Source organism: Metapseudomonas otitidis (genome assembly GCF_011397855.1).
Lineage (GTDB): Bacteria > Pseudomonadota > Gammaproteobacteria > Pseudomonadales > Pseudomonadaceae > Metapseudomonas > Metapseudomonas otitidis.
On record NZ_AP022642.1, the window covers coordinates 2,007,345 to 2,029,106 of the forward strand.

A 21,762-nucleotide genomic window follows, 5' to 3' on the forward strand; every position below is an offset into this window, starting at 1 on the left:
TTGTCCATTGAGATTGTTCGACAACTTACTGACAACCAAGATGGGGATTTACGGATGAAACTGAAAAACACCTTAGGCGTAGCCGTTGGCTCTCTCGTTGCCGCATTTTCTCTGAACGCGCTGGCGCAAGGCCAAGGCGCTGTCGAGGTGGAGGCTTTCGGCAAGCGCTACTTCACCGATAGCTCGCGTGATCTGTCCAACGGCAACCTGCTGGGCGGCTCGGTTGGTTACTACCTGACCGACGACGTCGAACTGGCTCTGTCCTACGGCGAGTTTCACGACATTCGTTCGGAAAACGACACTGGTAACAAGAACATCAAAGGCAACCAGGCTGGTCTGGATGCGATCTACCACTTCGGCACTCCCGGTGTAGGTCTGCGCCCGTACGTGTCCGCTGGTCTCGCCCACCAGAACATCAGCAACGTTCCGGCTCGTACCGGTCGTGACCACAGCACCTTCGCCAACATCGGCACCGGCGTGAAGTACTACTTCACCGAGAACTTCTACGCCAAGGCTGGTCTGGACGGCATGTACAACATCGACGCCAACGAAGCCGAATGGGCTGCCGGCGTAGGTGTTGGCGTGAACTTCGGTGGTGGCTCCAAGCCTGCTGCACAGCCGGCTCCGGCTCCGGTTGCCGAAGTCTGCTCCGACAGCGACAACGATGGCGTCTGCGACAACGTCGACAAGTGCCCGAACACCCCGGCCAACGTCACCGTTGACGCCGATGGCTGCCCGGCCGTTGCCGAAGTGGTCCGTGTTGAGCTGGACGTGAAGTTCGACTTCGACAAGTCCAAGGTCAAGGAAGAAAGCTACGGCGACATCAAGAACCTGGCTGACTTCATGAAGCAGTACCCGGCCACCACCACCACCGTTGAAGGCCACACCGACTCCGTTGGTACCGACGCCTACAACCAGAAGCTGTCCGAGCGCCGTGCCAACGCCGTTCGTGAAGTGCTGGTCAACCAATACGGTGTAGGTGCTGACCGCGTCAACGCCGTTGGTTACGGTGAGTCCCGCCCGGTTGCCGACAACGCCACCGAAGCTGGCCGCGCTGTTAACCGTCGCGTAGAAGCTGAAGTAGAAGCCCAAGCCAAGTAATTGGTCTGAGCTTCAGGAAAACCCGGCCTAGGCCGGGTTTTTCTTTGCCTGGGGAAAACTGCGCCAAATAAAAAAGGCGTTCCGCCTGGGCAGAACGCCTTCACGCAAGCTGCCCCTCTTGAGGCAAGTGCCACCTCGGAGGATGGGCGCTTCTTGTAGATTGTATGGAGCTTTAAGCACGCTCCGTGCCAGCTCGCGTATCAGCATGCCCTGCGGGCTTTTGAGAGGCCAGTGCTTCCCAGGCGGGCATGTTGTTGCACTTGAAAGGTGCGCGGTGATCCGAAAGGGTGCGCCGTCAGTCCAGCCAGTTGGCCTGCGGAAAGGTCGCGCGGAAGGACTCCGGCATTTCCACCACCCGTGAGTGCGCGTAGTCGAAGAAGACGAAGCCGGACTTGGCCATGGCCACCAGCTTTCCATCGGCGGGGCGGGTGATACGGAAGATGATGTCGCCGCCGTAGCGGTTGAAGTCCATCACCCCCACCTCGAAGCACAGCTGGTCCCGCGCGTGGGCTTCGGCTCGGTAGGTGGTGGCGAGGTCGGTGACGATGATGCCGACGCGGTCGGCGCCCGTCTCGGTGATCCCGTAGTCGTACAGGAAGCGGGCGCGGGCCTCGGAAATCATCGAGATCATCGAGTCGTTGCCCAGGTGGTTCGCGCCGTTGATGTCGGTGACGCGTACGGTGAGGTGGGTGGAGTAGCAGAACTGGTCGTCTGGAAAGCTCAGCGTCAGGCGGGCCATCGTTGAAATCTCAGGGATAGGGCAGGCGCGGATTCTACCTGCCCCCGGCTTGGGCCCGCCTGGTCATTCGCCAGGTGAATGACTCAGCGATGCAGGCTGTTCAGCCAGTGGAACGTGACCCGGCCGCCTTCGTTGCTCGGGCCGTAGTTGTCCTGGATGTAGGCACCGGCCTTGAAGTACAGCTGCTGTTTGCTCCAGTAGCCGCTCAGTTGTCGGTACAGTCCGCCGTCATCGCCCTTGCTGCTGACCGTGATGCCCAGGCGCCCCGTTGGTGTCAGCCGCAGGTCGTAGCCGAAGCGTTCGCCCAGATCGACATGTTCGACCAGGACGATGTTCTCCACCTCTGCATCACCGGGTCGCTTGCGCAGCAGGGCCTCGATCCGGCCATTCCCGTCCTTGAAGTGGTACTGCAGCTTCAGCAGCGGATCGTTCTCGCTGCCGGCTTCGTCCTTGCTGTGGATCTGCCCGATGATCACCTTGTTGCGGCTGGGGACCTGTTGCACGGTCAGGACTGCGCTGAGGTAGTTGTCCGCGCTTGCGTAGTACCAGTAGCTCAGCGTGCCATCTGCCTGGGTTTCCCTCAATTCGCTGCGCGGATACCGGGCGTCTTCGCTCCGGCTCCCGGTCACGGGCACCCAGAAGGTGACGCTGCCGTCCCTGTTGCGTCGGAAGTACTGGCTCTCATAGCCGTTGTTCAGGCGCTGGGTGCTGATTTCGGTGGCGGAGGTGTGGGTGGGAATGTCCAGTTGCCAGGTGCTGAGATCGATCACGCGCGGTCCTTAATGCGGGATGGGAACCCCAGATCGGACCGGCGTGACGCCTGAAGTTCAGCAAGGTTCAGGTTTTGCGACGAACTGCGGCTGCTCAGAGGCGCAGCACGCCCAGGCTGCGCAGGAAGCGCTCGACATCCCGGGTGTAGCCGTTGTCCTGGCCGAGCTCGTGGTTGATCTGCCGGTGCGACATGTCCACCCCCATCACCTCGACGCGCTTGCCCAGGCTGCGGCCCTTGCTGGCGAAACCGCGCGCTTGCGGGCAGGCATCGTCGCGTCGGGTGGAGCAGACCGCCAGCAGCGGCGTGCCAGGTTGCTCCAGTCGCAAGGTCGGGGAGGCCGCCTGCCAGGTGGCGGGATCGTTCCCGAACGCCTTGTCGTACAGCTTCATGTGGGGCGCCTGCATGATGCTTTCGACATCGAAGGCCGCGCTGTCCAGGGCAACGGTCCCGATCCAGGGACGCGCACCCTGCTGGGCGGCAATTTCCGGCGCGGCATCCAGCAAGGCGACCAGATGCGCCCCTGCCGAATGTCCCATCAGGACGAAGCGCGCCGGGTCCGCCTGCCATCCGCTCGCCAGTTGCTGGGCATGCGCCAGGGCGTGAGCCACGTCGTCGGCCTGGGCCAGGGGCGGAGTGTCGGGCAGCATGCGGTAATTGGCCGAGACCAGCACCACCCCCTGGGGCACCCAGCGCAGTGCCTTGTTCAGGGCGACGCTGCCGTTGTCCTTGTCACCGGTGACCCATGCACCGCCGTGGACCATGAAGATCACCGGCGCCTGCCCGCGTCCCGGATTGGCGGGCAGGTAGACATCGAGGCGCTGCCGCTCATCGTTGCCGTAGGCGATATCCCGCAGGACGCGGATTCCCGCCTGCTCCAGCTGGCGGGCTTCCCGGCGGTCCTGCAGCAGGCCGGCACAGGCGGGTTGCAGGGGGAGGGCGAGCAGCAGGGCAAGGCAGCAAAGCAAGCGGGTCATGGACATGGTGGGCTTCCGAAGTGGAGTGTCGTGCACCTGATACGCCGTTCGCCGAACATCCCTGCGTTTTTCCGCGCCCCAACGAAACAGCGCCCCGAAGGGGCGCTGTGTGGCGATCAGGAGGAGGCTTTGCGAGGCTTCGCCTCGATCAACCCATCGGCCCTGAACATCGCCTTGATGCCACGGATGGCCTGGCGGATGCGGTCCTGGTTCTCGATCAGGGCGAAGCGTACGTGGTCGTCACCGTATTCGCCGAAGCCGATGCCGGGGGAGACGCACACCTTGGCCTCGGCCAGCAGCTTCTTGGCAAACTCCAGGGAACCGAGGTGGGCGTAGGGCTCGGGGATCTTCGCCCAGATGTACATCGAGGCCTTGGGGTTCTCGACCATCCAGCCGGCCTCGTGCAGGCCCTTGACCAGCATGTTGCGACGCTGGCGGTATTGCTCGGCGATGTCGCGCACACACTGCTGGTCGCCTTCCAGCGCGGCGATGGCAGCCACCTGCAGCGGGGTGAAGGTGCCGTAGTCGTGGTAGCTCTTGATCCGCGCCAGGGCGCTGACCAGCTCCGGGTTGCCGACCATGAAGCCGATGCGCCAGCCGGCCATGTTGTAGCTCTTGGACAGGGTGAAGAACTCCACCGCGATGTCCTTGGCGCCGGGCACCTGCATGATCGAGGGGGCCTTCCAGCCGTCGTAGACGATGTCGGCGTAGGCCAGGTCGTGGATCACCAGCACGTCGTACTGCTTGGCCAGGGCCACCACGCGTTCGAAGAAGTCCAGCTCCACGCACTGCGCGGTGGGGTTGGAGGGGAAGCCGATGATCATCATCTTCGGCTTGGGGATGGATTCGCGGATGGCGCGCTCCATCTCGGCGAAGAAGTCCACGCCGGGCACCAGCGGCACCGAGCGCACCTGGGCGCCGGCGATCACCGCGCCGTAGATGTGGATCGGGTAGCTGGGGTTGGGCACCAGCACCGTGTCGCCGTGGTCCAGGGTGGCCAGCATCAGGTGCGCGAGGCCTTCCTTGGAGCCGATGGTGACGATGGCTTCGCTTTCGGGGTCGATCTCCACGTCGTAGCGGTCCTTGTACCAGCGCGAGATGGCGCGGCGCAGGCGGGGAATACCGCGGGAGGTGGAGTATCCGTGGGTGTCTTCACGCTGGGCGACCTGCACCAGCTTCTCGACGATGTGTGGCGGGGTGGCCCCATCGGGGTTGCCCATGGACAGGTCGATGATGTCCTCGCCACGACGGCGCGCGGCCATCTTGAGTTCGGCGGTGATGTTGAAGACGTAGGGGGGGAGACGATCGATACGCGCGAAACGGCGCGGAGAACGGGAGTCAGCCATGCTTTCCTCGGATACGTAAGCGCCCGGAACCGTCCGAGCGACGTCGGCCACATGGGTGGCCTGGCGGCGAAGATAAGCGCAGCGGAGGGGCGTTGTCGAGAAAAATCCGAGGCGCTGTGGGGCGCTGTCCTTCGGGGGCGAATGTATGTACCACAGGGTGTTGCGCATCGCGGATGAATCCGCTCCCACAGGGCGGATTCCGCTCTTTGTATCCACCCGCGGTGCGGGCCTGGGCGCCGGTGGGGTGGACCGGTGAAGCGCGGTCCACCCCGCTAGAGCTAGGCGTGCAGGGTTACTGCGGGATGAGGATGGAGAACTTCTTGTGGTGGGTGTTGCCATTGGCATCACGCGCCTGGGCCACGAACCAGTGTGCGGTAGCAGAAGCGGTCCCGGCTTCCGGGGTGCCGCTGACCAGGCCGTCGGCGGCCAGCGTCAGGCCGGCCGGCGGATGGCCGCTGACCAGCTTCCAGGTGGCGCCACCGAGACCGCCGGTGGCGGACAGCTGGGCCTGGTAGGGCTGGCCGACGCGGGCCTCGGGCAGGGCGGCGGGGCTGTTGATCAGGAGACCGTCGTTGGGGTGGCTGGCGGCCAGGCGGTAGAACTTCACCCGCGCGCCTTCGGTGGCGCTGTCGCCGTGCATGTGCAGGTAGGCGCCGGCCTTGAAGTAGAAGGTCTCGCTGTTCCAGGCCGGGTCCATCGCCATGGTCGCCACCGGCCCGCCGTTGGCCGAGGCCATGGCGACGTTGTGGCTGACCTTCATCTGGTAGCTGAAGGTCTCGCCCAGGGCGATGTTCGTGGCGAGCACATGGTTGGTATAGGGCGGGCCCTGTTCCGGCAGACCCTGCAGCTTGGCGATGACGCGGCCGGTCTGCTTGGAGAAGTCATAGCGGTAGTAGAGGAGGATCAGCGGTGCGCTGCCGTAGCCGTGCACCTGGCCGACGATGACGATGCCATCGCGGGGCACTTGCATGACCTTGAGCAGGGCGTCCTGCACCGATTCGCCAGCCCCGCTCCAGGTCACGCCCAGGTTGGTCGGGTCGAGCATTTCGCGCAGTTCGGCGCGTGGGCTGCTTGAGCCGCCGGCCGTAGCGCCGTTGATGGGTGTCCAGAAGGTCATCGAGCCGTCCTGCGGGTCGGTGCGGAACCAGCGGGACTGGTAGCCATAGGGGCCGGACAACTGGTCCGGGCGTATGGTGATCGCTTTGCCGGTGGTGTTGCCGTCGGCGTCCTGAGGCACGGTGATGTTCCAGTTCTCCAGGGCGAAGTTGCCGCCCGGGGCGACGCCCTTGTAGAGCTCGGCCTGGGCTTCGCCGAGCAGCAGGCAGCCGAGCAGGCCGAGCCAGCGGGCAGGGTGGTTGTGCAGGAGATGGGTGTGGGGCGGTTGGAACCTGGGCATGCCTTGCATCCTCGTCGTTGGGCTGCACCCCGCTCGAGACCGCCTGCTTCGACGCGCGTGCCTTCCCTGGGCTTCGTGGGCCTGCCGATGGGCAGGCCTTTCACAGACCCGGCGAGGGCGGAGAAGGTTCGTTTGCAGCGCGATGCCGCTGCCCCAGGCTGTGACGCCGCGCTCAACCCGGGTGCTGGGCCTTGAGGGTGATCAGCAGGTTGGCGAGCCGTTCGATGTCGGCGTCTGTAGTGCGCCAGGACGAGACGCTGAGGCGGAACGCCGGGCGCCCCTGCCACAGCGTGGGGCCGAACCACACCTCGCCCGTAGCCTGGGCGGCGAGGCGGATGGCCAGGGTCTGCTCGTCGCTGTCGGCGCGCACCAGCACCTGGTTCAGCACCACGCGGTTGAGTACCTGGTAGCCGGCGTCGCGCAGGCGTTCGGCGAGGTATGTGGCCTGGCGCAGGTGGCGGTCGATCAACGCGCGCAGGCCGTCGCGGCCGAGGCTGGCCAGGGCTGCCCAGATGGGCACGCCACGGGCGCGGCGGGAGAATTCCAGATTGAGGTTCTTCTGCGCATCGCGGGAGGCGCTGGCGTAGGCGGCGTCGCTGTTCATCGCCGTGGCCAGGGCCTCTGCATCCCGGCAGATGGCCATGGCGCCGTCGTAGGGGGTGTTCAGCCACTTGTGGCCGTCGGTGGTCCAGCTGTCGGCCTGCTCGACGCCTTCGGCCAGCGCGGCGGCGGAGCTGGCCCGGGCCCAGAGGCCGAAGGCACCGTCGACGTGCACCCAGGCGCCAGCGGCGCGGGCGCGGGGGATGAGCGCGGCGAAGGGGTCGAATTCGCCGGTGTTGACCTCGCCGGCCTGCAGGCAGAGGACGGTCATGTCGTCCAGCGGCGGCAGTTGCGCCGGGTCGATCCGGCCCAGCTCGTCGACGGGCGCCACTAGCAGACGGTTGATGCCGAAGCCGAGGATGCGCAGGGCTTTCTTAACGGTGATGTGCACGCTGGCGGAGACCACCACGCGCACCTCGGGCGCGCCCATCAGGCCGTCGCCGTCGAAGTCCCAGCCCTTGCGTGCGAGCAGGGCGCGCCGGGCGGCACTGAGGCAGGCGAGGGTGCAGGCGGTGGCGCTGGTGCCGAAGCCCACGGCGCTCTCGGCCGGCAGGCCGAGGCTCTCCAGCACCCAGCGCGCGGCGGCCTTCTCGATGCGGTCGGCGGCGGGGGAGTTGTCGAAGGAGGATGCGCACTGGTCCCAGGCCAGCACCAGGCGCTCGGCAGCGGCGGCGGCCGGCAGGGTGGCGCCGATGACGAAGCCGAAGTAGCGACCGCCATTGGAGGCCGTGGTAGCGGAGGAGCCCAGCTCGTCCAGCTGCCGTAGCACCCCTTCGGGCGAACGCCCCTGCTGCGGCAGTGGACCTTCGAAGCCGGCCAGTGCGGCGATGGCGTCGGGCGTGGGGAAGACGCGCCGCCCGGGGATGCCGTCGAGGTAGGCGAGGGCGCGGCGGTCGGCGTCTTCGAGGAGTTGGCGTTCGGTGTCCATGGCGGCCTCGGCGTGGGCAGAGGGCCACCTTAGCGCGAGGTGCGGGTTCGCAGCAGGTACAGCTCGAGTCCGAGATGGCTGTACAGCTGGGGGCGGGGAGGGCGAGGCCGCTGCAACAGCGGGGGTTCTGACCCGTACAGTTGCCTCGCCGTCCTGATCAGCGGGGCATCACCTGCTTCACCTGGCTTTCGGGAATGCGCTGCTCACGGCCTTCGCTGTCTTCGAATTCGAGCATGCCGGTGTCGGCGTCCAGCTCGGGTTTGCCGTCACTGGTGAGCATCTGCCCGTCGGTGGTCTGGACGAGGTACTCGCTGGAGCAGCCTGCCAGGCCCAGCAGGCAGACGAGGATGAGGGGCCAGCGTTTCATGGGGATTCTCCTGTTCCGGTGGTTGTCGCTTCGCCATGGCCGGTGGCCAGTGCGGGCGTTCAGGCATTTGGGCCGTCGCCTGCGCCGGGGAGTTCAGGAAAAATCTGCGCCCAAGAAAAAGCCCCGCACGGGGCGGGGCTCTTTCAACAACGCGTGGGTCAGGCCTGGATGACCGGGATCTTGGCGTTGGCTGCAGCTTCGCGGAACTCGGCGATCTGGTCGAAGCTCAGGTAGCGGTAGATATCGGCAGACATGCTGTCGATGTCCTTCGCATAGGCCATGTACTCCTCGACGGTCGGCAGCTTGCCGATGATCGAAGCGACAGCGGCCAGCTCGGCAGATGCCAGGAACACGTCGGTGGCATCGCCCAGACGGTTCGGGAAGTTACGGGTCGAGGTGGAGACCACGGTCGAACCGGTCTGGACGCGAGCCTGGTTACCCATGCACAGCGAGCAGCCCGGCATTTCCATGCGCGCGCCAGCCTTGCCGTAGATGCCGTAGTAGCCTTCTTCGGTCAGCTGGTGGGCGTCCATCTTGGTCGGCGGGGCCAGCCACAGACGGGTCGGAATGCCACCCTTGACCTTGTCCAGCAGTTTGCCGGCAGCGCGGAAGTGACCGATGTTGGTCATGCAGGAACCGATGAACACTTCATCGATCTTGCGGCCCTGGACGCTGGACAGCAGGCGAGCGTCGTCCGGGTCGTTCGGGGCGCAGAGCACGGGCTCCTTGACGTCGGCCAGGTCGATCTCGATGACGGCGGCGTACTCGGCGTCCTTGTCGGCTTCCAGCAGCTCCGGCTTGGCCAGCCAGGCTTCCATCGCCTGGGCGCGACGCTCCAGGGTGCGGGCATCACCGTAGCCTTCGCCGATCATCCAGCGCAGCAGGGTGATGTTGGACTGCAGGTATTCGGCGATGGCCTTCTCCGGCAGCTTGATGGTGCAGCCCGCAGCGGAACGCTCGGCGGAGGCGTCGGACAGCTCGAAGGCTTGCTCGACGGTCAGGTCGTTCAGGCCTTCGATCTCGAGGATGCGGCCGGAGAAGATGTTCTTCTTGCCTTTCTTCTCGACGGTCAGCAGGCCGGCCTGGATGGCGTAGTAGGGGATGGCATGCACCAGGTCACGCAGGGTGATACCGGGCTGCATCTTGCCCTTGAAGCGCACCAGCACGGATTCGGGCATGTCCAGCGGCATGACGCCGGTGGCGGCGGCGAAGGCCACCAGGCCGGAACCGGCCGGGAAGGAGATGCCGATCGGGAAGCGGGTGTGGGAGTCGCCACCGGTGCCGACGGTGTCAGGCAGCAGCATGCGGTTCAGCCAGCTGTGGATGATGCCGTCGCCCGGACGCAGGGAAACACCGCCGCGGGTCATGATGAAGTCCGGCAGGGTGTGGTGGGTCTTGACGTCGATGGGCTTCGGATAGGCCGCGGTGTGGCAGAAGGACTGCATCACCAGGTCGGCGGAGAAGCCCAGGCAGGCCAGGTCCTTCAGCTCGTCACGGGTCATCGGGCCAGTGGTGTCCTGGGAGCCGACGGTGGTCATCTTCGGTTCGCAGTAGGTGCCCGGACGGACGCCCTTGCCTTCCGGCAGGCCACAGGCGCGACCGACCATCTTCTGCGCCAGGGTGAAGCCCTTGCCGCTGTCGGCGGGGGCTTCCGGCTTCTTGAACAGGTCGGATGCGGGCAGGCCCAGTTCGGCGCGTGCCTTCTCGGTCAGGCCACGGCCCACGATCAGCGGGATACGGCCGCCGGCGCGGACTTCGTCCAGCAGGACCGGGGTCTTCAGTTCGAAGGTGGTGACCACTTCGCCGCTGTCATGACGCACGACCTTGCCTTCGTACGGGTACACGTCGATGACGTCGCCCATGGCCAGGTTGGTGCAGTCGAATTCGATCGGCAGGGCGCCGGCGTCTTCCATGGTGTTGTAGAAGATCGGGGCGATCTTGGTGCCGAAGCAGAAGCCGCCTGCGCGCTTGTTCGGTACGTAGGGGATGTCGTCGCCGAAGAACCACAGCACCGAGTTGGTGGCGGACTTGCGGGAGGAACCGGTACCGACCACGTCACCGACGTAGGCAACCGGGAAGCCCTTGGCCTTGACGGCTTCGATCTGCTTCAGCGGGCCGACGGAACCGGGTTGTACCGGCTCGATGCCGTCGCGGGCCATTTTCAGCATGGCCAGGGCGTGCAGCGGGATGTCGGGGCGCGACCAGGCGTCCGGAGCGGGGGACAGGTCGTCGGTGTTGGTTTCGCCGGGGACCTTGAACACGGTCAGGGTCAGCTTCTCGGCAACGGCAGGGCGGGCCTTGAACCACTCGCCATCGGCCCAGGACTGCAGCACGGCCTTGGCGGCGGCGTTGCCTTTCTTGGCGCGTTCGGCGACGTCGTGGAAGGCGTCGAACATCAGCAGGGTGTGCTTCAGCTGCGCGGCGGCGACTTCGGCCAGCTCGGCGCTGTCCAGCAGCTCCACCAGGGTGGCGATGTTGTAGCCGCCCTGCATGGTGCCCAGCAGCTCGACGGCGCGAGCCTTGGAGATCAGCGGGGAGGTGGCTTCGCCCTTGGCGACGGCGGACAGGAAGCCGGCCTTGACGTAGGCGGCTTCGTCAACGCCCGGGGGAACGCGGTTGGTGATCAGGTCGACGAGGAATTCTTCTTCGCCAGCGGGCGGGTTCTTCAGCAGCTCGACCAGGCCTGCGGTCTGTTCGGCGTTCAGCGGCTGGGGTACGACCCCCTGGGCGGCACGCTCTTCTACGTGTTTGCGATAGGCTTCAAGCACAGTTTTACCCTCATCAGTGGTCCCTAGTCTTGGTTCGGGACGCTCATCCAGGATTCCACCGAACACATGCGCCGCGCGGCTTTTTGGGCCGCCTGGCCAGTGTTTCGATGGTTCCATCCAGAAGCTGCTTTCAAAGTTTTACGCCGGAAGGAAGAGCCTGATGAGGGCTGGCGTTGGGTCTCATCGGGAGAGGAGAACCCAGCGCCAAGATTTCCTGCCGGATCGACTGTGCTCGTGACGCTTTGAAAACAGCTTCCAACGGATTTGGCGCCTAAAACGGCGGAACGATTCTAAAGGAAAGCGGAACCGAAGTTAAGACAAAAGCCCCGCCTATCTTGGGGTGACCCTGCTTAGACAAAGGGCTAAGATGCCGCGTCCGTACCTGCGTTACCCAATGTCCCCGCCATGCCCAACCAGCGCATCAAGACGCCTTGCGTCGGCCTCTGCTCCACCGTCTACGGCGATACCGTGTGCCGGGGTTGCAAGCGTTTCCACCACGAGATCATCAACTGGAATCTCTATAGCGACGAGGAGAAGCGCGCGGTCTGGCGTCGCCTGGAGCAATTGCTGGTGCAGGTGGTGGAGGCCAAGCTGGAGGTCTTCGATCCGGCGCTGCTGCGGGGTCAGTTGGAGCAGCGGCAGATCCGCTTCGTGCCGGAGCAGTCGGTGTATTGCTGGGCCTACCAGTTGATCGCGCGGGGCTCGCGGGTGATCAACCGCCTGGAGGCCTATGGGTTGGTGTTGATGCCGGAGTTCCGCGACTGGCCGCTGCCGGACCTGCGCGAGGCCATCGACCGCGAGTTCTTCCTGCTCTCCGAGGCACACTACGAGCGCTACATCGCCCCGCGCTTCCTGCGCGAGGGGATGGAACTCCGCGTTTGACCCGCCCATGAGAAAGCCGCCCGTCGGGCGGCTTTCCGTTCATCGCTTGATTCAGTGCTGGGCTACCAGCTCCTCCAGGTGGGCGATGATCTCGTCCGGCTTCAGCACCAGCACGTCGCTTTCCAGCGCATCCAGGACCACCTCGGCGGTGTTGCCGATCAGCGCGCCGGAGAGGCCGGTGCGGGCGACGGTGCCGATTACGGTGACGGCTGCCTTCAGGGTCTTCGCCGCGTAGGGGATGATCACGTCCGCCGGGCCTTCGGCGATGTGCAGGTTGTCGTCACTGACGTCGAACTCCTCCTGGAATTCCTTGCAGGCACTGCGGTAGCGCGCCTCGATGCTCTCCTTGAGCTGGAAGGTCGGGTCCGCTGCCGAGAGCATGGGGGAGGGGTGGGCGCTGACCACGTGCAAGCTGCCCCGCGCCAGGCCGGCGATGTCGTAGCCGTGGCTGATGATGCTGGCATGCAGGGTGCGGTGCGGGCCGTCGTTGTTGCCCACGTCCACGGCCGCGAGGATCACGCCACCGGTCCAGGGCGTATCGGTCTTCACCATCAGCACCGGGCCGGGACAGTAGCGCAGCAGCTTCCAGTCGTCCGGCGTGAGCAGGGCGCGCTTGAGCGGGTTCTCCGGCACGTGTTGCTTGATCACCAGGCCACAGCCCTCGGCCTGTTGCACGGTGATCACCGTCTGGTGCAGGTTCTCGTGCCAGGCCTGCTGGGTGCTGACGCTGTAGCCGTCGCCGGTCAGGGTGCCGGCCAGGTCGGCGAGCCAGGCGCTGTGGTCCTGCTTGCGATCGCAGACCAGCAGGTGCAGGTGGGATTGGGTCACGCCGGCGATCAGCGTGGCGCGCTTGAGCGCCAGGCTCTCGGGGTGGCTCGGATCGACTACCACCAGGATGCTGCGAATGGCTTGCATGGTCATGCTCTCCCTGTGAGACAGATGGCTGGGAGTCACTCTAGCGGCGATTGCACGAACGTGCTTGATGCATATCAATCGCGGATGGCTGGCCGGCGACCGGTGCATTCGTATAATGCGCACCTTTTTGCCGAGGCCTCGCCGTGAGCGCCCTGGCTGTCTGCTGCCCGAACTGGAGTGCCCGCCCGATGAACCTGCCGGAGATCCACGATTTCCTCCCCTGCCGCACCCCGCAGGCCTGGGTGGAGGCGGCGCTGGCCGATCAGGAAACCCTGCTGATCGACCACAAGAACAACGAGTTCAAGGCGGCGTCCACCGCCATGGCGCTGATCGCCAAGTACAACACGCACCTCGACCTGATCAATTTCATGTCGCGCCTGGCCCGGGAGGAACTGGTCCACCACGAGCAGGTGCTGCGGATCATGAGGAAGCGCCACATTCCCCTGCGGCCGGTATCGGCAGCGCGCTACGCCTCGGGCCTGCGCAAGGCGGTGCGCAACCACGAGCCGGCCAAGCTGGTGGACACACTGGTGGTGGGCGCCTTCATCGAGGCCCGTTCGTGCGAGCGCTTCGAGTCACTGGTGCCTCACCTGGACGAGGACCTGGGCGCGTTCTATTTCGGCCTGCTGAAGAGCGAGTCGCGGCATTACCAGGGCTACCTGAAGCTGGCCTACCAGTACGGTGAGGCGGCGGACGTGGATGCGACGATCGAGCGGGTGCGTGGCGTGGAACAGGAGCTGATCGAGAGCCCTGACGAGGAGTTCCGCTTCCACAGCGGCGTTCCGGCCTGAATCCGGCCCGGAATGAAAAAGCGCCCCAAGGGGCGCTTTTTTTGTGGGCGGTGCCTGGTCAGTCCTTCACTTTCAGGTCCAGGGCCAGGTCGCGGGCGGCCTTGGTGGCGAGTACCCCCATCAGCTGGCCGATCTCGTCCTGGCGGCTGGTGGCACCGTTCTGGCCGGCGCCCATCATCACGCTGGGCACCGGTGCCTGGGCAGCGGCTTCGGCCCACACCTTGTTGATGGCGATCAGTGCATCGAGCTTGGGCTGCAATGCGCCGTCCGCCTTGATCACCGCTTCGCGGGCATAGGCCTCGGCATCGGCGGTGATCTTGGTGGCCTGGGCGGTGATGCTGGCCTTGTCACGCAGCAGTTCGGCGGTCTGCTTCTCGATCTCGGCGCGGCCTTTCTCGCGCTCGGCGTTGATGCGCGCGAGCTGCTTCTCGGTCTCGGCCTGGGTGGTGCGCTCGATCTGGTCGCGCAGGGTCTCCTGGCGGCGGGCCTCCACTTCCTTTTCACCGCGGGCGGTGACCAGCAGCTTCTCTTCCTCTTCCTTCAGGCGGTTCTGCCGCGCCACGGCCAGTTCTGCCAGGGCCTGCTGGACCTTGACCATGCGCTGCTTGTACTGCGGGTTGGGGTCGACGTTGGTGATGCGCGCCTCCACCACTTCCACGCCGTACTTGCGGAACTGCTGCTGCTTGCGCACCGGGATGCCCTTGGAGTCGATGACCTTCTCGGTGACGAACTGGCTGGCATTGTTGTCGCCGAAGGTGCCCTGCTCGGTGCCGGCCTGGAGGATGGCGGTCTGGTGGGGCATGGCGCCGCGCGGGCCGCGCACTTCCTTGCGCTTGATCAGATAGAGGCCGTCGTTGAGCTGGTTTTCGAACTCGGCGGCGAACTCGCTGCGGGCGCCGGCATAGAAGTCGTCGGCGGTCATCAGGGAGGCAGTGGCCTGCAGGGTTTCCTTGATGGCCGGAACCAGGGCGGTGCGGATGAAGTTCTCGGGGTTGCGGTATTCCTGGGCGATCTTCAGGAACTGGTCGCCGCCCGGCAGGCGGAAGCGCGCGGAGGACTCCACCTTGGCGTCGACGTTGCCGAGGAACACGATGGGGAAGGCTTCGATGGTGGCGCCGAGGGAGTCGTTGTCGCTGTTCTCGTCGATCTGGTTGAGCGCTTCGGTGAGCACCGACTGCACGCTCAGGGCCTTCTTCCAGGGGGTGGCGCGGCCGAACCACTTGGTGGCGTAGCCGACGTCGTCCACCACCTTCTCCTCGCCGAAGATGGTTCGCACGTGGGTGGCGAAGCCGGCTTCGTTATAGAAGAAGACGCCGTTGAACAGGGCGAAACCGAGGCCGGCAGCGGCAGCGCCGCCGACCAGGTACTTGATGTAGGGGGCGTTCGCAAACTGCATGGTCGCTCCTTGACGGTGTGGGGATGCGGCATGCTGGAGGCCGCATGCCGCCTCGTCAAGCAGCACTCACTCGGGCTGCGGGCAGGTTCTCGCTGCGGCGGTCAGTCGAGGGCGAATGGCGCCTGGCGGAAGCCGTCGGCGTCCACTTCCAGCGCCCAGCCCTGGCGGTCCCAGTCACCCAGCACGATGCGCTGTGCCGGCTGTCCGCCGATTTCCAGGGTGTGCACCGCCGGTCGATGGGTGTGCCCGTGGATGAGCGTGGGCACCTTGGCGTCGATCATCACCCGGGTGACTTCCTCGGGGGTGACATCGACGATGTCGTAGGCCTTCTGCCGGGTCTGGGCGCGGCTTTCGCTGCGCAGCTTGCGGGCCAGGCGGTGACGCACGCGCAGGGGCAGGTGGCGCAGGATGAAGAGGGTCAGCGGGTGGCGCAGGATGCGGCGCAGGCGCATGTACGCCTCGTCGCGGGTGCACAGGCTGTCGCCGTGCATCAGCAGCACCGGGTGGCCGGCCAGTTCGGCCTGGGCCGGGTCGCCCAGCAGGGTGCAGCCGGCCTCGCGGCAGAACCGCTCACCGACGAGGAAGTCGCGGTTGCCGTGCATCAGGAACAGCCGCGTACCGCCGTCAGCCACCTGCCGCAGTGCACGGGCGATGGCGTGCTGGTAGGGGGTCATGGCGTCGTCGCCGATCCAGGCTTCGAAGAAGTCGCCGAGGATGTACAGCGCCTCGGCCTGGCGGGCGCGGGTGTCGAGGAAACGAAGAAACGCCCGGGTGATGTCCGGGCGTTCCTCTTCGAGATGCAGGTCGGAGATCAGCAGGATCACTCGACGATCTCGGCCTTCTCGATGATCACGTCTTCGACCGGGACGTCCTGGTGGCCGGCCTTCATGGTGGTGGCCACGCCCTTGATCGCGTTGACCACGTCCATGCCTTCGGTCACCTGGCCGAACACCGCGTAGCCCCAGCCCTGGGTGGTGGGGGCGCTGTGGTCGAGGAAGTCGTTGTCGGAAACGTTGATGAAGAACTGCGCGGAGGCGGAGTGCGGGTCCATGGTGCGGGCCATGGCGATGGTGCCGACCTTGTTCGACAGGCCGTTGTTGGCCTCGTTCTTGATCGGTGCGCGGGTGGATTTCTGCTTCATGCCGGGCTCGAAGCCGCCGCCCTGGATCATGAAGTTGGAGATGACGCGGTGGAACACGGTGCCGTCGTAGTGACCGGCCTTTACGTATTCCTTGAAGTTAGCGGTGGTTTCAGGCGCTTTGTCCTCGAAGAGTTCCAGGGTGATAACGCCGTGGTTGGTGTGCAGCTTGATCATGGGCAATTCGCTCTGAACGTGAAATCCGAAGGCCTGTCAGGGGGTTGACAGCTTCGGTATGATAAGCGCTTTGATTTGGCCGGCCTACCCTGAGCCGCAAAGCATGATCTTAAGGACACCATGAGCAAGCCAGAGACCCCCGTCGTCGCCACGAACTTCCTTCGCCCCATCGTCCAGGCCGACCTGGACGCCGGCAAGCACGCGAAGATCGTCACCCGCTTCCCCCCGGAACCCAACGGCTACCTGCACATCGGCCATGCCAAGTCGATCTGCCTGAACTTCGGCCTGGCCCAGGAATTCGGCGGCGACTGTCATCTGCGCTTCGACGACACCAACCCGGCCAAGGAAGACCAGGAATACATCGACGCCATCGAGCGCGATGTGAAGTGGCTGGGCTTCCAGTGGGCGGGCAAGGTTCGCTACGCCTCGGACTACTTCGACCAGCTGCACGCCTGGGCCGTCGAGCTGATCAAGGCCGGCAAGGCCTTCGTCTGCGACCTCACCCCCGAGGAAATGCGCGAGTACCGTGGCAGCCTGCATGAACCGGGCAAGAACAGCCCGTTCCGCGACCGCTCCGTCGAGGAGAACCTGGACCTGTTCGCCCGCATGAAGGCCGGCGAGTTCCCGGACGGCGCCCGTTCCCTGCGCGCCAAGATCGACATGGCCTCGCCGAACATCAACCTGCGCGACCCGATCCTCTACCGCATCCGCCACGCCCATCACCACCAGACCGGCGATAAGTGGTGCATCTACCCCAGCTACGACTTCACCCACGGCCAGTCGGACGCCATCGAGGGCATCACCCACTCCATCTGCACCCTGGAGTTCGAGGACCATCGCCCGCTCTACGAATGGTTCCTGGCCAACCTGCCGGTACCGGCGCAGCCGCGCCAGTACGAGTTCTCGCGCCTGAACCTGAACTACACCATCACCAGCAAGCGCAAGCTCAAGCAGCTGGTGGACGAAGGGCATGTCAGCGGCTGGGACGACCCGCGCATGTCCACCCTGTCCGGCTACCGCCGCCGGGGCTACACCCCCGAGTCGCTGCGCAACTTCTGCGAGATGATCGGCGTCAACCGTGCCAGCGGCGTAGTGGACATCGGCATGCTGGAATTCAGCATCCGTGACCACCTGGACGCCACTGCCGCCCGCGCCATGTGCGTGCTCAAGCCGCTCAAGGTGGTCATCACCAACTACCCGGAAGGCCAGGTCGAGCAGCTCGAACTACCGCGCCACCCGAAGGAAGACATGGGCGTGCGCACGCTGCCCTTCGCCCGCGAGATCTACATCGACGCCAGCGATTTCGAGGAAGTCCCGCCTGCCGGCTTCAAGCGCCTGGTACCCGGTGGCGAAGTGCGCCTGCGCGGCAGCTACGTGATCCGTGCCGACGAAGCCATCAAGGACGCCGACGGCAACATCGTCGAGCTGCGCTGCTCCTACGACGAGAACACCCTCGGCAAGAACCCCGAAGGGCGCAAGGTCAAGGGCGTGATCCACTGGGTGCCGGTGGAAGGCAGCCTGGAGTGCGAAGTGCGCCTGTACGACCGCCTGTTCCGCTCGGCCAACCCCGAGAAGTCGGAAGAGGGCGGCAGCTTCCTTGACAACATCAATCCCGGCTCGCTGGTGGTGCTCACCGGTTGCCGTGCCGAGCCGTCCCTGGCCCAGGCCCAGCCCGAGGAACGCTTCCAGTTCGAGCGCGAAGGCTACTTCGTTGCCGATCTCAAGGACTCCAAGCCCGGCCAGCCGGTCTTCAACCGCACCGTCACCCTGCGTGACTCCTGGGGGCAGTGATGGCGCTGACGATCTACAACACCCTCACCAAGGCCAAGGAAGCCTTCCAGCCCCTGGAAGGCAACAGCGTGCGCATGTACGTGTGCGGCATGACCGTGTACGACTACTGCCACATCGGCCATGCCCGGGTGATGGTCGCCTTCGACGTGGTCACCCGCTGGCTGCGCGAGCGCGGCTATGACGTGACCTACGTGCGCAACATCACCGACATCGACGACAAGATCATCAAGCGCGCCCAGGAGAACGGCGAGCCGTTCGAAGCGCTGGTGGACCGCATGATCGCCGCCATGCACGAAGACGAGGCGCGCCTCTCCGTGCTGCGCCCGGACATCGAGCCCCGTGCCACCGGCCACATCGCCGGCATGCACCAGATGATCCAGACCCTTATCGACAAGGGCTTCGCCTACGCCCCCGGCAATGGCGACGTCTACTACCGCGTCGGCAAGTTCGAGGGCTACGGCAAGCTCTCCCGCCGCCGCATCGACGAGCTGAAGATCGGCGCGCGCATCGAGGTCGACGAATCCAAGGAAGACCCGCTGGACTTCGTCCTCTGGAAGGGCGCCAAGCCCGGCGAGCCGAGCTGGGAATCCCCCTGGGGCGCTGGCCGTCCCGGCTGGCACATCGAGTGCTCGGTCATGTCCACCTGCTGCCTGGGCGAGACCTTCGACATCCACGGCGGCGGCCCGGACCTGGTGTTCCCCCACCACGAGAACGAGATCGCCCAGAGCGAGGCCGCCACCGGCAAGCTCTACGCCAAGGCCTGGATGCACGCCGGCGCGGTCCGTGTGGATGGCGAGAAGATGTCCAAGTCCCTGGGCAACTTCTTCACCATTCGCGAGGTGCTGGAGAAGTACCACCCCGAGGTGGTGCGCTACCTGCTGGTGTCCAGCCACTACCGCAGCCCGATCAACTACTCCGAGGACAACCTCAAGGAAGCCAAGGGCGCCCTGGAACGCTTCTACACCGCCCTGCGCGGCCTGCCGGTCGTCGAGGCGGCAGGTGGCGAAGCCTTCGTCGAGCGCTTCGGCGCGGCCATGGACGATGACTTCAACAGCCCCGAAGCCGTCGCCACCCTGTTCGAGATGGCCCGCGAGGTGAACCGCCTGCGTGACAGCGACCCGAGCACCGCAGCCGCCCTGGCGGCACGCATGAAGGCCCTGGGTGGCCTGCTCGGCCTGCTGCAGCTGGAGCCGGATGCGTTCCTCCAGGCCGGTGCCACCGGCAAGGTGGACGCCGCTGAGGTCGAAGGGCTGATCCAGGCGCGCCTGACCGCGCGTGCGGAGAAGAACTGGGCCGAGTCCGACCGCATCCGCGACCAGCTCACCGCCATGGGCGTGGTGCTGGAGGATGGCAAGGGTGGCACCACCTGGCGCCTGGCTGAATAACAGCTGACCGACGGGGCGTTGCGGATAACGCCCCATCCAAGCGCCATAAAAAAACCGGGACCTGCGAAGGTCCCGGTTTTCTTTTGCCCGTTGCCTGGGGAATCAGGCGCGGCGGCGGAACAGTGGCAGCGGCTGGTCGGCGGAGGCCTGGTAGACCTCGCTGAAGTCCTCGAAGGCCTTCAGCGCGTCGTACGGGTCCTTGTCCTCGCGCAGGGCGAAGGCATCGAAACCGCAGCGCTTGAGGGCGAACAGCTGGTCGCGCAGCACGTCGCCGATGGCGCGGACCTCACCCTGGTAGCCGTAGCGCTGGCGCAGCAGGTAGGCAGTGGAGGAGTGGCGGCCATCGGTGAAGGCCGGGAAGTTCAGCGCAATGACCTGGAAGTGCGAGAGGTCGTCGGCGATCTCCTCGATCTCCTCACCGGCGTCCAGCCACACGCCCAGGCCGCCATCGCGGGCCTTGAGGGCGTGGCTGTGCTCGACCCAGAGGGCCAGGGGCACGATCAGGTCGTCGCAGTTGGACAGGCCATCGAGGGTCGCGTCCTTCGGCAGCAGGTGCCAGGTCTCGTCGATGACCTGGCCGTTCTTAATGATTCGCTGCATATACGCGCTCCTTGAACGGGTCGATGCCGATGCGGCGGAAGGTATCGAGGAAAGGCTCCTCCTCGGTGCGGCGCTCGACGTAGACCTTGATGATCTTCTCGATCACGTCGGCCATTTCCTCCTGGGCGAAGGACGGGCCGAGGATCTGCGCCAGGCTGGCGTCGCGGCCGGCGCTGCCACCCAGGGACACCTGGTAGAACTCCTGGCCCTTCTTGTCCACGCCGAGGATGCCGATGTGGCCGACGTGGTGGTGGCCGCAGGCGTTCATGCAGCCGGAGATGTTCAGGTCCAGGTTGCCGATGTCGAACAGGTAGTCCAGGTCATCGAAGCGGCGCTGGATGGCCTCGGCCACCGGGATCGACTTGGCGTTGGCCAGGGAGCAGTAGTCACCGCCCGGACAGCAGATGATGTCGGTGAGCAGGCCCACGTTCGGCGTGGCGAAGCCCTGCTCGCGCAGTTCGTTCCACAGGGTGAACAGCTGCGCCTGCTCCACGTCCGCCAGGATCACGTTCTGGTTGTGGCTGTTGCGCACTTCACCGAAGGCGTAGCGGTCGGCCAGGTCGGCGATGGCGTCCAGCTGCTTGTCGGTCACGTCGCCCGGGGCCACCCCGGTGGGCTTCAGCGACAGGGTCACGGCCACGTAGCCCGGCTTCTTGTGGGCGAAGGTGTTGCGCTGGCGCCAGCGGGCGAAGCCCGGGTGCTCGGCGTCCAGGGCGGCGAGGGCGGCGTCCTGGTCCTCCAGGGCCTTGTAGGCCGGGTCGACGAAATGCCTGGCGACGCGATCGACTTCCGCCTGGGTCAGGGTGGTGGGGCCATCCTTCAGGTGTGCCCACTCGGCGTTGACGCGCTCGGCGAACACCTCGGGGGTCAGCGCCTTCACCAGGATCTTGATGCGCGCCTTGTACTTGTTGTCCCGGCGGCCGTAGCGGTTGTAGACGCGCAGAATGGCGTCCAGGTAGCTCAGCAGGTGCTGCCAGGGCAGGAATTCGTTGATGAAGCTGCCGACGATCGGGGTACGGCCCAGGCCGCCGCCGACGGAGACGCGGAAACCCAGCTCACCGGCTTCGTTCTTCACCGCTTCCAGGCCGATGTCGTGCACCTCGATGGCGGCACGGTCGCCCACGGCGCCGTTCACGGCGATCTTGAACTTGCGCGGCAGGTGCGAGAACTCGGGGTGGAAGGTGGACCACTGGCGGATGATTTCGCACCAGGGGCGCGGGTCCACCAGCTCGTCACGGGCGACGCCGGCGAACTGGTCGGTGGTGGTGTTGCGGATGCAGTTGCCGCTGGTCTGGATCGCGTGCATCTGCACGGTGGCCAGCTCGGCGAGGATCTCCGGCACGTCCTCCAGCTCCGGCCAGTTGAACTGGACGTTCTGGCGGGTGCTGATGTGGGCGTAGCCCTTGTCGTAGTCGCGAGCGATCTGCGCCAGCTTGCGCACCTGGGCGGACGACAGCAGGCCATAGGGCACGGCGACCCGCAGCATGGGGGCGTAGCGCTGGATATAGAGGCCGTTCTGCAGACGCAGGGGACGGAATTCCTCGCCCGAGAGTTCCCCGGCCAGGTAGCGGCGGGTCTGATCGCGGAACTGCTTGACGCGGTCCTCTACGATGCGTTGATCGTACTCGTCGTATACGTACATGAATGGTCCTGTTGTCAGGCTGCTTACAGCTTTTCTGCGCGCACGGCCGCGCAC

The 21,762-nt window shown here is 65.6% G+C and carries 19 protein-coding genes; 5 read left to right on the forward strand and 14 right to left on the reverse strand.

Annotated elements, in window-relative coordinates; translation table 11 throughout:
• Positions 1 to 54 precede the first annotated feature (54 nt).
• The gene (locus PotMrB4_RS09420; RefSeq protein WP_044401650.1) at positions 55 to 1,101 is read left to right on the forward strand and encodes an OmpA family protein; all 1,047 of its coding nucleotides are present in this window, start codon (positions 55 to 57) and stop codon (positions 1,099 to 1,101) included.
• Between the two features lie 295 nt (positions 1,102 to 1,396).
• On the opposite strand, the gene PotMrB4_RS09425 is transcribed toward PotMrB4_RS09420, so the two are convergent.
• The 8 genes from PotMrB4_RS09425 to acnB all read right to left on the reverse strand — a co-directional run bounded on the left by PotMrB4_RS09425 (position 1,397) and on the right by acnB (position 10,991).
• On the reverse strand, positions 1,397 to 1,840 hold the full coding sequence (locus PotMrB4_RS09425) for a thioesterase family protein (RefSeq protein WP_044401653.1): 444 nt from the start codon (positions 1,838 to 1,840) through the stop codon (positions 1,397 to 1,399).
• Positions 1,841 to 1,923: 83 nt separating this feature from the next.
• Positions 1,924 to 2,610 carry a polysaccharide lyase family 7 protein gene (locus PotMrB4_RS09430; RefSeq protein ID WP_172433087.1) on the reverse strand — a complete coding sequence of 229 codons (687 nt, stop codon included), beginning with the start codon at positions 2,608 to 2,610 and terminating at the stop codon, positions 1,924 to 1,926.
• 94 nt (positions 2,611 to 2,704) lie between these two features.
• Positions 2,705 to 3,592: an alpha/beta hydrolase fold domain-containing protein gene (locus tag PotMrB4_RS09435; protein WP_172433088.1), complete on the reverse strand. Its 888-nt coding sequence runs from the start codon at positions 3,590 to 3,592 to the stop codon at positions 2,705 to 2,707.
• A gap of 110 nt (positions 3,593 to 3,702) precedes the next feature.
• The gene (alaC, locus tag PotMrB4_RS09440; protein ID WP_074968800.1) at positions 3,703 to 4,932 is read right to left on the reverse strand and encodes an alanine transaminase; all 1,230 of its coding nucleotides are present in this window, start codon (positions 4,930 to 4,932) and stop codon (positions 3,703 to 3,705) included.
• A 292-nt stretch (positions 4,933 to 5,224) separates the two neighbouring features.
• Positions 5,225 to 6,328: a polysaccharide lyase family 7 protein gene (locus tag PotMrB4_RS09445; protein WP_172433089.1), complete on the reverse strand. Its 1,104-nt coding sequence runs from the start codon at positions 6,326 to 6,328 to the stop codon at positions 5,225 to 5,227.
• A gap of 172 nt (positions 6,329 to 6,500) precedes the next feature.
• Positions 6,501 to 7,856 carry a pyridoxal phosphate-dependent decarboxylase family protein gene (locus PotMrB4_RS09450; protein WP_172433090.1) on the reverse strand — a complete coding sequence of 452 codons (1,356 nt, stop codon included), beginning with the start codon at positions 7,854 to 7,856 and terminating at the stop codon, positions 6,501 to 6,503.
• A gap of 157 nt (positions 7,857 to 8,013) precedes the next feature.
• A complete protein-coding gene (locus PotMrB4_RS09455; protein ID WP_044401668.1) occupies positions 8,014 to 8,223 on the reverse strand; it encodes a YgdI/YgdR family lipoprotein in 210 nt (69 codons plus the stop codon).
• 158 nt (positions 8,224 to 8,381) lie between these two features.
• Complete coding sequence (gene acnB, locus PotMrB4_RS09460) at positions 8,382 to 10,991, reverse strand: bifunctional aconitate hydratase 2/2-methylisocitrate dehydratase (RefSeq protein ID WP_044401671.1); 2,610 nt, start codon at positions 10,989 to 10,991, stop codon at positions 8,382 to 8,384.
• A 405-nt stretch (positions 10,992 to 11,396) separates the two neighbouring features.
• On the opposite strand from acnB, the gene PotMrB4_RS09465 reads away from it, so the two are divergent.
• Positions 11,397 to 11,873 (forward strand): DUF1289 domain-containing protein, encoded by a 477-nt coding sequence (locus tag PotMrB4_RS09465; RefSeq protein WP_044401674.1) that lies wholly within the window; start codon positions 11,397 to 11,399, stop codon positions 11,871 to 11,873.
• A 51-nt stretch (positions 11,874 to 11,924) separates the two neighbouring features.
• On the opposite strand, the gene PotMrB4_RS09470 is transcribed toward PotMrB4_RS09465, so the two are convergent.
• Positions 11,925 to 12,788, reverse strand: coding sequence for a universal stress protein (locus tag PotMrB4_RS09470; protein ID WP_172433091.1), 864 nt, complete (start codon positions 12,786 to 12,788; stop codon positions 11,925 to 11,927).
• Between the two features lie 188 nt (positions 12,789 to 12,976).
• Here PotMrB4_RS09470 and miaE point away from each other — a divergent pair, with 188 nt between their 5' ends.
• Positions 12,977 to 13,579 (forward strand): tRNA-(ms[2]io[6]A)-hydroxylase, encoded by a 603-nt coding sequence (gene miaE / locus PotMrB4_RS09475; RefSeq protein WP_172435065.1) that lies wholly within the window; start codon positions 12,977 to 12,979, stop codon positions 13,577 to 13,579.
• Between the two features lie 58 nt (positions 13,580 to 13,637).
• Here the strand turns inward: miaE and PotMrB4_RS09480 are convergent, their stop codons facing one another.
• From PotMrB4_RS09480 to PotMrB4_RS09490, 3 genes are all read right to left on the reverse strand, one after another.
• Entirely contained in the window at positions 13,638 to 14,975 is a 1,338-nt protein-coding gene (locus PotMrB4_RS09480) for an SPFH domain-containing protein (protein ID WP_044401680.1), read from the reverse strand.
• 101 nt (positions 14,976 to 15,076) lie between these two features.
• A complete protein-coding gene (gene lpxH / locus PotMrB4_RS09485) occupies positions 15,077 to 15,799 on the reverse strand; it encodes a UDP-2,3-diacylglucosamine diphosphatase (RefSeq protein ID WP_044401683.1) in 723 nt (240 codons plus the stop codon).
• Complete coding sequence (locus tag PotMrB4_RS09490) at positions 15,796 to 16,290, reverse strand: peptidylprolyl isomerase (RefSeq protein ID WP_044401686.1); 495 nt, start codon at positions 16,288 to 16,290, stop codon at positions 15,796 to 15,798. Before PotMrB4_RS09490 ends, lpxH begins: the two co-directional genes overlap by 4 nt.
• Before the next feature lie 120 nt (positions 16,291 to 16,410).
• Here PotMrB4_RS09490 and PotMrB4_RS09495 point away from each other — a divergent pair, with 120 nt between their 5' ends.
• On the forward strand, positions 16,411 to 18,081 hold the full coding sequence (locus PotMrB4_RS09495; RefSeq protein ID WP_107329660.1) for a glutamine--tRNA ligase/YqeY domain fusion protein: 1,671 nt from the start codon (positions 16,411 to 16,413) through the stop codon (positions 18,079 to 18,081).
• Positions 18,081 to 19,466, forward strand: a complete 1,386-nt coding sequence (gene cysS / locus PotMrB4_RS09500; protein ID WP_172433092.1) for a cysteine--tRNA ligase — start codon at positions 18,081 to 18,083, stop codon at positions 19,464 to 19,466. The genes PotMrB4_RS09495 and cysS overlap by 1 nt, the downstream gene beginning before the upstream one ends.
• Positions 19,467 to 19,568: 102 nt before the next feature.
• Here the strand turns inward: cysS and PotMrB4_RS09505 are convergent, their stop codons facing one another.
• Both PotMrB4_RS09505 and PotMrB4_RS09510 read right to left on the reverse strand, forming a co-directional pair.
• Positions 19,569 to 20,066 carry a DUF934 domain-containing protein gene (locus PotMrB4_RS09505; RefSeq protein ID WP_074968815.1) on the reverse strand — a complete coding sequence of 166 codons (498 nt, stop codon included), beginning with the start codon at positions 20,064 to 20,066 and terminating at the stop codon, positions 19,569 to 19,571.
• The gene (locus tag PotMrB4_RS09510) at positions 20,050 to 21,708 is read right to left on the reverse strand and encodes a nitrite/sulfite reductase (protein WP_044401698.1); all 1,659 of its coding nucleotides are present in this window, start codon (positions 21,706 to 21,708) and stop codon (positions 20,050 to 20,052) included. Before PotMrB4_RS09510 ends, PotMrB4_RS09505 begins: the two co-directional genes overlap by 17 nt.
• Positions 21,709 to 21,762: the final 54 nt, after the last annotated feature.

What these genes read in the sequence shown, in the direction of transcription:
- PotMrB4_RS09420 (WP_044401650.1), top strand. Translation starts at nt 55, where the DNA reads ATGAAACTGAAAAACACCTTAGGCGTAGCCGTTGGCTCTCTCGTTGCC.
- PotMrB4_RS09425 (WP_044401653.1), bottom strand. Translation starts at nt 1,840, where the DNA reads ATGGCCCGCCTGACGCTGAGCTTTCCAGACGACCAGTTCTGCTACTCC.
- PotMrB4_RS09435 (WP_172433088.1), bottom strand. Translation starts at nt 3,592, where the DNA reads ATGTCCATGACCCGCTTGCTTTGCTGCCTTGCCCTGCTGCTCGCCCTC.
- alaC (WP_074968800.1), bottom strand. Translation starts at nt 4,932, where the DNA reads ATGGCTGACTCCCGTTCTCCGCGCCGTTTCGCGCGTATCGATCGTCTC.
- PotMrB4_RS09445 (WP_172433089.1), bottom strand. Translation starts at nt 6,328, where the DNA reads ATGCCCAGGTTCCAACCGCCCCACACCCATCTCCTGCACAACCACCCT.
- PotMrB4_RS09450 (WP_172433090.1), bottom strand. Translation starts at nt 7,856, where the DNA reads ATGGACACCGAACGCCAACTCCTCGAAGACGCCGACCGCCGCGCCCTC.
- PotMrB4_RS09455 (WP_044401668.1), bottom strand. Translation starts at nt 8,223, where the DNA reads ATGAAACGCTGGCCCCTCATCCTCGTCTGCCTGCTGGGCCTGGCAGGC.
- PotMrB4_RS09465 (WP_044401674.1), top strand. Translation starts at nt 11,397, where the DNA reads ATGCCCAACCAGCGCATCAAGACGCCTTGCGTCGGCCTCTGCTCCACC.
- PotMrB4_RS09470 (WP_172433091.1), bottom strand. Translation starts at nt 12,788, where the DNA reads ATGCAAGCCATTCGCAGCATCCTGGTGGTAGTCGATCCGAGCCACCCC.
- miaE (WP_172435065.1), top strand. Translation starts at nt 12,977, where the DNA reads ATGAACCTGCCGGAGATCCACGATTTCCTCCCCTGCCGCACCCCGCAG.
- PotMrB4_RS09480 (WP_044401680.1), bottom strand. Translation starts at nt 14,975, where the DNA reads ATGCAGTTTGCGAACGCCCCCTACATCAAGTACCTGGTCGGCGGCGCT.
- PotMrB4_RS09490 (WP_044401686.1), bottom strand. Translation starts at nt 16,290, where the DNA reads ATGATCAAGCTGCACACCAACCACGGCGTTATCACCCTGGAACTCTTC.
- PotMrB4_RS09495 (WP_107329660.1), top strand. Translation starts at nt 16,411, where the DNA reads ATGAGCAAGCCAGAGACCCCCGTCGTCGCCACGAACTTCCTTCGCCCC.
- cysS (WP_172433092.1), top strand. Translation starts at nt 18,081, where the DNA reads ATGGCGCTGACGATCTACAACACCCTCACCAAGGCCAAGGAAGCCTTC.
- PotMrB4_RS09505 (WP_074968815.1), bottom strand. Translation starts at nt 20,066, where the DNA reads ATGCAGCGAATCATTAAGAACGGCCAGGTCATCGACGAGACCTGGCAC.
- PotMrB4_RS09510 (WP_044401698.1), bottom strand. Translation starts at nt 21,708, where the DNA reads ATGTACGTATACGACGAGTACGATCAACGCATCGTAGAGGACCGCGTC.